13 protein-coding genes are annotated in these 11,649 nt (G+C 68.8%); 7 read left to right on the forward strand and 6 right to left on the reverse strand.

Annotated features, from left to right (window positions below):
* From ACFQ36_RS16590 to ACFQ36_RS16605, 4 genes are all read right to left on the reverse strand, one after another.
* A partial coding sequence (locus ACFQ36_RS16590) for a uridine kinase (protein WP_377015522.1) occupies positions 1-468 on the reverse strand: 468 nt, incomplete at its 3' end.
* Positions 455-955, reverse strand: coding sequence for a low molecular weight protein-tyrosine-phosphatase (locus tag ACFQ36_RS16595; RefSeq protein ID WP_377015546.1), 501 nt, complete (start codon positions 953-955; stop codon positions 455-457). The genes ACFQ36_RS16590 and ACFQ36_RS16595, both read right to left, overlap by 14 nt.
* Positions 956-969: 14 nt before the next feature.
* Positions 970-1,590 (reverse strand): LysE family transporter, encoded by a 621-nt coding sequence (locus tag ACFQ36_RS16600; RefSeq protein ID WP_377015524.1) that lies wholly within the window; start codon positions 1,588-1,590, stop codon positions 970-972.
* A gap of 142 nt (positions 1,591-1,732) precedes the next feature.
* Complete coding sequence (locus ACFQ36_RS16605) at positions 1,733-2,539, reverse strand: class I SAM-dependent methyltransferase (protein ID WP_377015526.1); 807 nt, start codon at positions 2,537-2,539, stop codon at positions 1,733-1,735.
* A gap of 196 nt (positions 2,540-2,735) precedes the next feature.
* On the opposite strand from ACFQ36_RS16605, the gene dnaK reads away from it, so the two are divergent.
* From dnaK to ACFQ36_RS16625, 4 genes are all read left to right on the forward strand, one after another.
* On the forward strand, positions 2,736-4,610 hold the full coding sequence (dnaK, locus tag ACFQ36_RS16610) for a molecular chaperone DnaK (RefSeq protein ID WP_377015528.1): 1,875 nt from the start codon (positions 2,736-2,738) through the stop codon (positions 4,608-4,610).
* 2 nt (positions 4,611-4,612) lie between these two features.
* On the forward strand, positions 4,613-5,266 hold the full coding sequence (locus tag ACFQ36_RS16615; protein WP_377015530.1) for a nucleotide exchange factor GrpE: 654 nt from the start codon (positions 4,613-4,615) through the stop codon (positions 5,264-5,266).
* Positions 5,267-5,481: 215 nt separating this feature from the next.
* Positions 5,482-6,474, forward strand: a complete 993-nt coding sequence (locus tag ACFQ36_RS16620) for a DnaJ C-terminal domain-containing protein (protein ID WP_377015532.1) — start codon at positions 5,482-5,484, stop codon at positions 6,472-6,474.
* 22 nt (positions 6,475-6,496) lie between these two features.
* Entirely contained in the window at positions 6,497-6,922 is a 426-nt protein-coding gene (locus ACFQ36_RS16625; protein WP_377015534.1) for a heat shock protein transcriptional repressor HspR, read from the forward strand.
* A gap of 236 nt (positions 6,923-7,158) precedes the next feature.
* Here the strand turns inward: ACFQ36_RS16625 and ACFQ36_RS16630 are convergent, their stop codons facing one another.
* The gene (locus ACFQ36_RS16630; RefSeq protein WP_377015536.1) at positions 7,159-7,680 is read right to left on the reverse strand and encodes a hypothetical protein; all 522 of its coding nucleotides are present in this window, start codon (positions 7,678-7,680) and stop codon (positions 7,159-7,161) included.
* Between the two features lie 287 nt (positions 7,681-7,967).
* On the opposite strand from ACFQ36_RS16630, the gene ACFQ36_RS16635 reads away from it, so the two are divergent.
* Both ACFQ36_RS16635 and ACFQ36_RS16640 read left to right on the forward strand, forming a co-directional pair.
* Positions 7,968-8,459 (forward strand): sigma-70 family RNA polymerase sigma factor, encoded by a 492-nt coding sequence (locus tag ACFQ36_RS16635; RefSeq protein WP_377015538.1) that lies wholly within the window; start codon positions 7,968-7,970, stop codon positions 8,457-8,459.
* Positions 8,456-9,130 (forward strand): anti-sigma factor family protein, encoded by a 675-nt coding sequence (locus tag ACFQ36_RS16640; RefSeq protein ID WP_377015540.1) that lies wholly within the window; start codon positions 8,456-8,458, stop codon positions 9,128-9,130. Before ACFQ36_RS16635 ends, ACFQ36_RS16640 begins: the two co-directional genes overlap by 4 nt.
* Here the strand turns inward: ACFQ36_RS16640 and trmB are convergent.
* Positions 9,127-10,065 carry a tRNA (guanosine(46)-N7)-methyltransferase TrmB gene (gene trmB / locus ACFQ36_RS16645; protein ID WP_377015542.1) on the reverse strand — a complete coding sequence of 313 codons (939 nt, stop codon included), beginning with the start codon at positions 10,063-10,065 and terminating at the stop codon, positions 9,127-9,129. The two genes, ACFQ36_RS16640 and trmB, sit on opposite strands and share 4 nt — an antisense overlap.
* A gap of 278 nt (positions 10,066-10,343) precedes the next feature.
* On the opposite strand from trmB, the gene ACFQ36_RS16650 reads away from it, so the two are divergent.
* A partial coding sequence (locus ACFQ36_RS16650) for a DEAD/DEAH box helicase (protein ID WP_377015544.1) occupies positions 10,344-11,649 on the forward strand: 1,306 nt, incomplete at its 3' end.

An 11,649-nucleotide genomic window follows, 5' to 3' on the forward strand; every position in this document is an offset into this window, starting at 1 on the left:
GTCGTCCTCGGCCAGCCAGGCGTCCTCCTGGGCGGCCCAGAGGTCCCAGTACGGCTCGTAGCCCGCGCCGTCACGGGCCAGCGCACGCCTGCGGCGTTCGGCGCTGCCGGCCTCGATCCAGACGACGGCGTCGAGGAAATCCCGGGCGTCGGCGTGGGCGGCGCCCACGCCCTCCAGCAGGACGACCTCCGCCGGCTCGGTGGTGCGGGCGGACCCGTCCGCACCCTGCTGCCAGTCCCAGCTGGTCCAGGCCGCCGGCCGGCCCGCGGCCAGGGGCTTGAGCACCGTCTCGCGGTAGCGCCGCTGCCCGTCGGCCAGCCCGCCCCAGCCGGGATAGATGTCCTCCAGATGGAATAGGGAAACGCTCCGGTGGGCGCGCAGCAGGGCTGCCAGCTCCACCGCCAGGGTGGTCTTGCCGGCACCGGAACGGCCGTCCACGGCGATGACGAATGGCTTAGCGGCGGGCATCGAGGGACTTCCTGACGTATTCCACAATGCCCGGAACGGCGGACTGGATCATCTCCCAGCAGGCATCGAAGTCGGCGTCGTTGCCGAACCACGGGTCGTAGATGCCCTGTTCCTCCGGGCTGCGCCCGGCAAGGGCCGGATCGAAGGAACGGAACATCCTGACCTTGCCCCGGGCCGCCTCGTCCGGGGCGATGCGCCGCAGCTCCTCGAAGTGGTCCGCGTCCAGGCTGAGGATCAGGTCGCGGTCCTGGAACCAGAGCTGCTCGAACTGGCGGGCGCGGTGGGCCTGGCTGGCCAGCCCGGCCAGGGCCAGCCGCCTGGCCGCGCGCGGATCGATCGGTTTGCCGATCTCCCAATCCGAAATGCCCGCGGAGTCCACCGCGACGTCATCCGCCAGTCCTGCCTCCGCGAGGGCGTGCGTGAGTACGAATTCGGCCATCGGGGAGCGGCAGATGTTCCCGGTGCAGACGGTCAGGATACGGTACATAGCCACGAGTCTAGTTAGGCCAGCGCCAGTAGTACGCCTACGCCGATGAACAGGACGCCGAAGGTCCGGTTCATCAGGGTCAGGCCGCGCACCGTGCGGGTGAAGCGCTGGAAGGACCTCGCCGCCGCGGCGAAGAAGAACCACATGACCAGAATGTCCACGGCCACCACGGTGGCAACCAGGACCAGGTACTGCGGCAGCTGCGGTTGGTCCAGCCGGATGAAGCCGGGCATAAAGGCCAGGAAGAACACGATGGCCTTCGGATTGAGCAGGTTCACCCAGACGCCGCGGCGGAACATGGAGAAGGCCGGCTCGTCGCGCCGCGCCTCGGCCACCGCGGCCGTGTCGTGGGGCTTGGCGAAGAACTGCCGCAGGCCAAGGTAGACCAGGTAGGCGGCGCCGGCGTACTTGATCGCCGCGAACAGCGCCGGGGAGTTGGAGACCACCAGGCCCAGGCCCAGGGCCACGATGGCCACGTGGATGACCAGGGCCGCCTGCTGGCCGAGGACGCCCCAGAGGGACCGGAGGAATCCGGCATTGAGCGAGTTGCTCATGGTGTTGATGGCACCGGCGCCCGGAGTGAAGCTGATCACGATCGTGGCGCCGAGCAGCGCCAGCCAGAGGGAAAACTGCACCAGCCGATCCTACGGCCCCGGCGCAGGCTCACCACAACGTGTCGGCGGCCCACAGTCCGGCACCGCCTCGTCGCTTGTGCTTGCCCGGGATTTCAGCGGTGGTGGCGGCAGAGGCCTATGCCCTGCGGGCGTGCCCCATCGTTTACGGCTTTCGGGCCAGGATTTCCCCGTTCGGAATGAGGAACCAGCCGTCCGGGGTCTTGGCCCAGTCCCGCCAGCCCTGCGCGATCCGCTCGAGCCCGGCCTGGTCGGTCAGGCCGCGTTCCAGGGCCTGTTCCGCATAGGCCGAATGCAGCACGCGCTCGGACCAGACGCTGCCCTGCCACGCGCGCTTCTCCTCGGTCGCGTACAGCCAGTTGGAGGAGGACGGCGTGATGTCGCGCAGGCCCGCGGCCAGGACCCAGGACACCAGATGGCGGCCCGCATCGGGTTCGGCCTTGTTGCCGCGGGCGATCTGCTGGTAAACCTCCATCCATTCGTCCAGTTCGGGCATGGCCGGATACCAGCTCATTCCGTGGAAGTCCGCATCGCGGACGGCGATGATTCCGCCCGGCTTGGCCACGCGGCGCATCTCGTAGAGCGCGGCGACCGGATCCGCCAGGTGCTGGAGCACCTGGTGGGCGTGCACGACGTCGAAGGTGTCGTCGTCGTACTCCAGGTCGTAGATGTTGCCGCTGACGAAGGTGGCGTTCTCAAGGCCGCGCAGCGCCGCCAGTTCGGCCGCCTGCTCCAGCACGTCCTCGGAGCGGTCCAGCCCGGTAACCTCCCCGGGCGCCACCAGTTCGGCCAGGTCCGCCGTGATGCTGCCCGGGCCGCAGCCGACGTCGAGCAGGGCCATTCCCGGCTTTAGGTGCGGCAGCAGGTAGGCGGCGCAGTCCGCGGCGGTGCGGACCGCATGGGCATTGACCACGCTTCGATGGTGCCCGTGGGAGTAAACCTCGTTCTTCATAGCTGGAGGTTACTCCGCATGCATCCCTGCCGCGTAGCAGGAGGCCCGTACTGTTGCGCAAGGTTAATTCCCGGCCGGCCGCCAAACTTGAGTCAGGGCCGCTCAGGTTTGGGTTGACATCTCTCCGGGCCGGAGTAAACTTGAGTGCAGATCGCTCAAGACGGCCGCTTTGCGGCCGACAATGAAAGGAAAGCGTATGTCACGCGCAGTAGGAATCGATTTGGGAACCACCAACTCCGTGGTTTCCGTGCTGGAAGGCGGCGAGCCCACCGTCATCGCCAACGCCGAGGGCAGCCGCACCACCCCGTCCGTTGTCGCATTCTCGAAGTCCGGCGAGGTGCTGGTTGGTGAAATCGCCAAGCGCCAGGCGGTGAACAACATCGAGCGCACGATCGCCTCGGTCAAGCGCCACATGGGTACCGACTGGAGCATCACCGTCGACGGCAAGAAGTACACGCCGCAGGAGATCTCCGCCCGCATCCTGCAGAAGCTCAAGCACGACGCCGAGGCCTATCTGGGCGAGAAGGTCACCGACGCGGTGATCACCGTTCCGGCATACTTCAATGACGCCGAACGCCAGGCCACCAAGGAAGCCGGCGAGATCGCCGGCCTGAACGTGCTGCGCATCATCAACGAGCCTACCGCTGCGGCGCTGGCCTACGGCCTGGACAAGGGCAAGGAAGACGAGCTCATCCTGGTCTTCGACCTTGGCGGCGGCACCTTTGACGTGTCCCTGCTGGAAGTCGGCAAGGACGAGGACGAGTTCTCCACCATCCAGGTCCGTGCCACCGCCGGCGACAACCGCCTCGGCGGCGACGACTGGGACCAGCGGGTGGTCGACTACCTGCTGAAGCAGGCCAAGGCCAAGGGCGCGGACCTGTCCAAGGACCGGATCGCGCTGCAGCGCCTGAAGGAAGCGGCCGAGCAGGCCAAGAAGGAACTGTCCTCCGCCTCGTCCACGAACATCTCGCTGCAGTACCTCTCGGTCACCCCCGAGGGCCCGGTCCACCTGGACGAGCACCTGTCGCGGGCCAAGTTCCAGGAGCTGACCGCGGACCTGCTCGAGCGCACCAAGAAGCCGTTCCACGATGTCATCACCGAAGCCGGCATCAAGGTTTCCGACATCAACCACATCATCCTCGTCGGCGGTTCCACCCGTATGCCGGCCGTCTCGGACCTGGTGCGGGAAATGGCCGGCGGCAAGGAGCCGAACAAGGGCGTGAACCCGGACGAGGTCGTGGCCGTCGGCGCCGCGCTGCAGGCCGGCGTGCTGAAGGGCGAGCGCAAGGACGTGCTGCTCATCGACGTCACCCCGCTGTCCCTGGGCATTGAGACCAAGGGCGGTGTGATGACCAAGCTGATCGAGCGCAACACCGCGATCCCGACCAAGCGGTCCGAGACCTTCACCACCGCGGACGACAACCAGCCGTCGGTGGCCATCCAGGTCTTCCAGGGCGAGCGCGAGTTCACCCGGGACAACAAGCCGCTGGGCACCTTCGAGCTGACCGGCATCGCGCCGGCTCCGCGCGGCGTGCCCCAGATCGAGGTCACCTTCGACATCGACGCCAACGGCATCGTCCACGTCTCGGCCAGGGACAAGGGGACCGGCGCCGAGCAGTCCATGACCATTACGGGCGGCACCGCCCTCTCCAAGGACGACATCGACCGCATGGTCCGCGACGCCGAGGCGCACGCCAACGAGGACAAGCAGCGCCGCGAGGCGGCCGACCGCCGCAACACGGCCGAGCAATTGGCGTACTCGGTGGACAAGCTGCTCAAGGACAACGAGGACAAGCTCCCGGAGAACGTCAAGACCGAGGTCCAGGCCGACGTCGACGCCCTGAAGAAGGCCCTGGAGTCCCAGGACAACGACGACGAGGTCAAGGCCGCGTTCGAGAAGCTGCAGGCGTCCCAGACCAAGCTTGGCGAGGCGATCTACTCCCACGCGCAGGCCGGAGGTTCCTCCGCGAACCCGGGTGCCTCCGCCGGTGCCGATTCCTCCACCGGTGCCTCCGGTGCCGAGGAGGACATCGTGGATGCCGAGGTTGTTGACGAGGACGAAAAGAAGTAATCATGCCCCATCACGGAAACGAGGAAGAGCATACGGCGGCAGCCGGCCAGGAGCCGATCGAAATCCGGGACAACCGGAAGATCGACCCGGCAACCGGCAAGGTCCGCGGCAGCCAGGACGACAGCCAGGGCGCTCCGGCCCATGAGGAAGTCCGTCCCGTGGACGAGGCCCACGACGCCGGGGACGCACTGGCCCAGGCCGAGCAGATCCTGAACGAGGCCTCGGCCGAAACCCAGGAGCAGGACCTGGCTGCAGAACTGCGCAACGACCTGCTGCGCCTGCAGGCGGAGTACGTCAACTACCGCAAACGCGTTGAACGGGACCGCGCGGTGGCCGGTGAAACGGCCGTGTTCGGCGTGCTGAACTCGCTGCTTCCGGTGCTGGACGACATCGAAGCCGCCCGTCAGCACGGCGACCTCGCGGAGGGACCGTTCGCTTCGATCGCGGCGAAGCTGGAGACGACGCTCACCGGGCTCGGGCTCGAACGGATCGACGAGAGCGGCGTAGCCTTCGACCCGACCATCCACGAGGCGCTGATGCAGCAGCCGAGTTCGGAAGTCGGTGCCGATACCGTGCAGCAGGTCCTGCGGTGCGGGTACAAGTCGGGGGACCGCCTCCTGCGCGCGGCGCAGGTGATCGTGGCCGTACCCGAATAAGCCGGACGGCGCCGGAGATGTCTTCGACCGGCGGCAACGAACGGAATCCCGAGGTCCCCGGCCCGGCTTGCGGGCCCGGGGACCTCGGGATTCCCGGCCGGCCGTATCGCTGGTCCGTTTAAGCCGCCCTCCCCGAAGGCGTCCCCGGCCCGGTTTCCCCGCCCTGCCGGTGCGGGGACCTAGACTTTGTCATACATCGATAAGGAGGCGCCTGGATGGCTAGCCAGGATTGGGTCGAGAAGGACTTCTACAAGATCCTTGGTGTCTCCAAGGACGCGTCCGACGCGGACATCAAGAAGGCGTACCGCAAGCTGGCCCGCAAATACCACCCGGACACGAACGCCGGCAATGATGCCGCGGAAAAGATGTTCAAGGACGTGTCCGAGGCTTACTCCGTCCTGTCCGACCCGGAGGAACGCCAGCAGTATGATGCGATCCGGGCCATGGGCAGCGGGGCACGTTTCACTGCCGGCGGTGGCGGCGGTGCCGGCGCCGGCGGGTTCGAGGATATCTTCGGCAACCTCTTCGGCCAGACCACCCGCGGCCGCTCGGCCGGCGGGTTCGGCGGCGGCAACATTCCCCCGGAGTTTGCCGACCTGTTCGGCGGGTTCGGCGGCGGGTTCGGTGGTGGCGGCGGCTACGCGCCGCCGCAGGCTCCGCCGCGCAAGGGCGCGGACCGCACGGCCACGACCACGATCTCCTTCGCCGGCTCGATCAACGGCACCAGGATCGGCCTGCGCGAACCCTCCGGGGAAGTCATCGACGTCAGGATTCCCCCCGGCATCCGGGACGGGCAGAAGGTGCGGGTCAGGGGCAAGGGCCAGCCGGGCCCGGCCGGCAACGGCGACCTCATGGTCACCGTCAACGTCCAGCCGCACCCGTTCTACACCCGCGACGGGGACAATCTCCGGATCCATGTGCCGGTCACTTTTGCCGAGGCCGCGCTGGGCGCCCAGATTGAGGTTCCGACGATCACCGGCGAAACCGTGAAGGTCAGGATTCCGCCGGGCACCCCGTCCGGCCGTACCTTGCGCGTCAAGGGCCGGGGCGTCAAGACGTCCAAGGGTACCGGAGACCTGCTGGTCACCATCGACATCGTAGTGCCGCAGAACCTGAACAAGCAGGCCGAAGACGCGGTGAAGGCCTTCGCCGAAGCCACCGCGGACGCAGATCCCCGGCACAACCTGGCCGCCAAGGCCAGGTTGTAGGCGGGACGGAAGGGGGACGGCAATGAGCATCGACCGCAATGCGCCGATTTTTGTTATCTCCGTTGCCGCCGAACTGGCGGAGATGCACCCGCAGACCCTGCGCCAGTACGACCGGCTGGGACTGGTTTCCCCGTCCCGCCAGGCCGGCCGCCAGCGGCGCTATTCGCAGCAGGACGTGGATTCCCTGCGCGAGGTGCAGCGGCTGTCGCAGGAAGGTGTGTCTCTGGAAGGCATCAAGCGCATTCTGGAACTGGAGCACCAGGTTTCCGCCCTGCAGTCCCGGGTCAAGGAGCTGAGCGCCGAGCTGGAGCAGGCCAAGCGGCGCGCGCGGCTTCAGACGGGCCGGATCTTCGCCGCCGGCCTGGCAGGCGATGTGGTCAGCCTGGCCCGCGGCCAGCGGCCCCACCCGCGCACCCAGGCCGTCATGCTCTGGCGCCCGCAGCACTAGGACGTTTTCCGGACCGCGGATTCCCCACCCGCCGCTGCCCGGCATGCGCGGCACGCCGTGACCGCGGCCTTGATGCCGCAGTCGATTTTCTGCGGGTCGCCGCCGGGCAGGCGGAGACCCGTGACGCCCGTGGAGGCAGCACGGGGCCGGCACCGGCAGAAGCGGGGACCATCCCGGTTCCCGCGGCATGAGCCGTGGGAACCGGGCCCCTCCTCCCTTGGCGGGAGGAGACGATCTCACTTCTTGATCATGTCGCCGTTCGGCGCCACCACGTACCAGACATCGTTCACGCCTTGGCCGGTGGTGTCTCCGGGGGCCTTGTCCTTGACCCAGTAGTAGATCGGCATGCCGTTGATGGTGATCTGCTTCTTGCCCTCCGGCGTCGTGATGGTGCCGATGGTTCCCGTGACGCCCTCGACCTTGGGTTTGTCGCTCTCGGTCAGGACCGGCGGCCAGGCCGCGATGCACTCGCCGGTGCAGTTGCTCTTGCCCGAGTCCTTGACGTCCTTGGTGAAGTAGTAGACCGTCATGCCCTTGGCGTCCACCACGATCTGGCCCAGCTTGGAATCGGCGACCTTCAGTTCCGCGCTGCCCTGCGGCACGGGGGCCATGGACGACGGAGACGCCACCGAGGGCGACGCCGGGGCCGGGGCCACCGATTGAGTGGCCGGCACCGTTCCGGTATTTCCACCGCAGCCGGTCAGTCCCATGAGGCCTGCGGCCAGGATGGCTGCCGCGCCGCTAAGTTTGAGCTTCATGACGTGTTCCTTACGATCAAGCGGATTGTCTCGGATACGCGATCCACCGAGGCGGGCCGCTATGTGCAAAGACGCCGTCTCCGGCTGCAATGGTTCAGCCCGGGGCCGGCATTTTTCCGCGGGCCGTTCCTGCCGGCCATGGAGACTGCCCGTTCCACGGAACTTCCAAGGATTTGGATGTGTACTGGCGCTCCGGGCGTTGAACCTTTTGCGGGGAGCCGCCGTCCTTGTTGTTGGAAGCGGTTCCCCGGTGCTGCCGCAGGGTCCGCCGGACCGGGAGGTCGTCCATGCCGATGGAAGATGAAGCCGTCGCCCAGCTGTACCGCGACCATGCGGTGGCCCTGCGGCGGTTCGTGCTCGCTGCCATGTCCAATCCGGACCAGGCCGAGGACGTGGTGCAGGAAACCATCCTGCGGGTCTGGCGCCGCGGGGCGGATCCGGAGAACCTGCGCGGTTATCTGTACCGGACGGCGCGGCACGTCATTATCGACGAGTACCGCCGGCGATCCCGGCGCGTGCCGGAGACGGGTTTCCCCGAGGAGGAGCCGGCAGCGGCGGACCAGGTGGACAAACTGCTGCTGCGGGTGCTCATCGAGGAAGCACTCGGACGGCTCAGCGCGGAGCACCGCAGCGTGATTCTGGCCCTGCACTACCAGCGGCTGACCGCCGCGGACGCAGCCAGGGCCCTGAACATCCCGCTGGGGACGGTAAAGTCCCGGGCCTTCTATGCTGCCAAGGCGCTGCGTGCCGTCCTGGACGAGATGGGGGTTGCACCGTGAGGGAGGGCCATGAGGGCCTGCGCCTGCTGCTGGGGGCCTACGTCCTCGGCGGCATCGAGCCCGGCGAGCGGCTGCTGCTGGAACACCACCTGGCCGGATGCGCCCGGTGCCGGGCGGAACTGGCCGAACTCCAGGCCCTGCCGGACGCGCTCGCGGCCCTGACCCGGGAAGAGGCGATGGCACTGGCCGGGCCCGCGCCCGGACCTGCCCGGGACATGGCCCGCGGGCTGATGGCGGAGCTGGCCCGGCGCCGCCGCCGCGCACGACGGCTGACGGCGGCCCTGATCGCCGGCGTCGCCGCGGCATGCCTGGCCATCGGCGCCGCCGCCGGCCCGCTGGTGCTGCACCCGACGCAGGAGACGGAAAACTACACCATGACCGCGTCCTCCGGGCTGCAGGTCGAGCTGGACCTGGTCCACCGGGCCTGGGGCACCGAGCTGGCCGTGAACGGGGCGATGCTGCCGGACCAGGGGGTGTTCTCCCTGTGGCTGACCGACCGCACCGGCGTCGACTGGCAGATTGCCACCTGGCAGGCGACACCGACGGGGAAGGCCAGGCTGGTGGCCTCCACCGCGACGATGCCCGAGGACATCACCTGCGTCGAAATCCGCAACGGGCGTGACGCCCCGGTGGCCGCCGTCTACATGCACGGTGCGGCGGAGGACGGTTAGCGGCGCCGGAACGTCAGGTCGAAGATCCCGCGCCCGGCCCTGCGGGCCTTCTGCTCGAAGCTGGTCAGGGCGCGGCCCTCGAACCGCGGCGCCCAGCCGCCGACGGTGTCCACGCCCTCGCCTTCGCTGGCGTTGCCGGTGCTGACCGGGGCCCTGCCCTCGCGCACGGGGGCGCCGCCGACCAACTGCTCGACGCCGCTTTCCCAGACCCGTGTCAGCGGGCTGTCCGCCCCGGCACGTTCACCCTCATGGACGTTCACGAACTCGGGCGACGCCTGCCCCACCTCGCGCATCTGGATGGCGTAGGAGGACCAGTCCGTCGCCAGCCGCCACCGGCCGCCCGGCTGCAGGACCCGTGCGGCCGCGGCGGCGAAGCCGGCCTGGACCAGGCGGCGCTTGATGTGCCGGGTCTTGTGCCAGGGATCGGGGAAGAAGACCCACAGTTCCGCCACCGACCCGGGCGCCAGCATGGTGGCCAGCACCTCGGGGGCATTGGCCTGGACCACCCGGACATTGGACAGGCCCTGCTGGCCGATCCGCAGCAGGGTCTGCGCCAGCCCGGGACGGTAGACCTCCACCGCGAGGAAATCCCAGTCCGGATGCTCCAGGGCGGCATGGCAGACGGCCTCGCCAAGCCCGGAACCGATTTCGACGACGAGCGGTGCCTGCCGCCCGAAGGCCGCTTCGGGGTCGAAGACATAGTCCGGAGCCACCGAGGTATCGGAATCCCGGCGCGGGACATCCACCACGAACCTGCCGGCGTACTGTTCCCAAGCCTGCCGGCGGCGGCCCTGCAACCGCGAGCCGCGGCGGACAAAGCTGACCGGCTGGCCGCGGCGCGGTGGTGCAGGCGGCACCGTCGCCGGGTCCGCGGCGGTGTCTTCCGGCAGGCTGCCGGCGGAAGACCGGTCGGGGGTGCTGTTGGCTGTAATCATCCCTACTAGGGTATCCAGTGCGCCGGGCGGGCCGGGGCCGGCCGCCGGAACGGTGCCGCCGGCCCGCACTGGTAGAATTGGTGTACTTGGAGCACCATCCCGGCTGGCCGGCGGTGTTCCCTGCGTCGATGAACGCATGCAAACTTCTCCCGCAGACCGGGTTTCCGTGCCCCTGTGCCGCCCGGACTCCCCGCGGTTGACGCTGTCTGGCTTTTCTTCGGCGACCCCTGGGCCACACCGGTGCCGGGGCCACTGACCGAAAGTACTTTTCCGGAACTATGACTACTTCTGCTGCCGTGCGCTCCTTTAAGGACCTTGGCGTCTCCAAGCCGCTCGTTGCCTCGCTGGCCGCCTCCGGCATCACCGAACCGTTCCCCATCCAGGCCGAGACCCTTCCCTCCACGCTGGCCGGCCGGGACGTGCTCGGCCGCGGCCGCACCGGCTCCGGCAAGACCCTGGCCTTCGCCCTGCCGCTGGTCTCCCGGCTCGCGGAGCGGGAAGCCGCCTACCGCCGCCGCCCCGGCCGTCCGCTGGGCCTGGTGCTGGCTCCGACCCGCGAGCTGGCGACCCAGATCAACGCCACCATCGAGCCGCTGGCCAACGAGCTGGGCCTGAACACCACCGTGATCTACGGCGGGGTGTCGCAGCAGCGCCAGGAAAAAGCCCTGCGCGCCGGCGTCGACATTGTGGTGGCCTGCCCGGGCCGGCTCGAGGACCTGATGCGGCAGAAGATCCTGACCCTCGAGACGGTGGAAATCACCGTGCTGGACGAGGCGGACCACATGGCGGACCTGGGCTTCCTGCCGGTGGTCCAGCGGCTGCTGGCCGCCACCCCGGCGCAGGGGCAGCGGATGCTTTTCTCGGCGACCCTGGACAACGGGGTGGACAAGCTGGTCAGGCGCTTCCTGTCCAATCCGCTGACCCACTCGGTGGATGATCCGCAGGCTGCGGTGACCACCATGGAACACCATGTGCTCGTGGTGGCGGACCAGGCGGCGAAGCGGCAGCTGATCGGCACCCTTGCCTCCGGCCGGGGCCGGAGGGTGCTGTTCACCCGGACCAAGCACCAGGCCCGCAAGCTGGCCAAGAGCCTGACCGACGCCGGCATCCCGGCCGTGGACCTGCACGGGAACCTCTCGCAGAATGCCCGCGACCGGAACCTGGCCGAATTCTCATCCGGCGAAGTCCGCGTCCTGGTGGCCACCGACGTCGCCGCGCGCGGAGTCCACGTGGACGAGGTCGAGCTGGTGGTCCACGTGGACCCGCCCACCGAGCACAAGGCCTACCTGCACCGCTCCGGCCGCACCGCCCGCGCCGGTTCCGACGGCACGGTGGTGACGGTGGCGGTACCCGAGCAGAAGCATGAGGTGGGCAAGATGATGAAGGCCGCCGGCGTCGACGTGGCCTTTGAAAACGTTTCGCCCGGCTCCGAACTGGTGGCCAGGCTGGTGGGCGAGGTCGCCGCCACGGTGGACCCCCAGGTCCGCAAGGCGGTCCTGGAGGCCGGCCGGGCCGCGAACCATGGCCAGGGCAGGTCCACCGGGGCCAACGCCCAGCGCAAGCGCGCCGCCCGCGGCACCGGGC

It is taken from the genome of Arthrobacter sp. GCM10027362, from assembly GCF_042679445.1.
In the GTDB taxonomy this organism is placed as follows: Bacteria; Actinomycetota; Actinomycetes; order Actinomycetales; family Micrococcaceae; genus Crystallibacter.

Coding starts and splice junctions, on each gene's coding strand:
- ACFQ36_RS16615 (WP_377015530.1), top strand. CDS start 4,613: ATGCCCCATCACGGAAACGAGGAAGAGCATACGGCGGCAGCCGGCCAG.
- ACFQ36_RS16635 (WP_377015538.1), top strand. CDS start 7,968: ATGCCGATGGAAGATGAAGCCGTCGCCCAGCTGTACCGCGACCATGCG.
- ACFQ36_RS16595 (WP_377015546.1), bottom strand. CDS start 955: ATGTACCGTATCCTGACCGTCTGCACCGGGAACATCTGCCGCTCCCCG.
- ACFQ36_RS16630 (WP_377015536.1), bottom strand. CDS start 7,680: ATGAAGCTCAAACTTAGCGGCGCGGCAGCCATCCTGGCCGCAGGCCTC.
- trmB (WP_377015542.1), bottom strand. CDS start 10,065: ATGATTACAGCCAACAGCACCCCCGACCGGTCTTCCGCCGGCAGCCTG.
- ACFQ36_RS16620 (WP_377015532.1), top strand. CDS start 5,482: ATGGCTAGCCAGGATTGGGTCGAGAAGGACTTCTACAAGATCCTTGGT.
- ACFQ36_RS16605 (WP_377015526.1), bottom strand. CDS start 2,539: ATGAAGAACGAGGTTTACTCCCACGGGCACCATCGAAGCGTGGTCAAT.
- ACFQ36_RS16625 (WP_377015534.1), top strand. CDS start 6,497: ATGAGCATCGACCGCAATGCGCCGATTTTTGTTATCTCCGTTGCCGCC.
- dnaK (WP_377015528.1), top strand. CDS start 2,736: ATGTCACGCGCAGTAGGAATCGATTTGGGAACCACCAACTCCGTGGTT.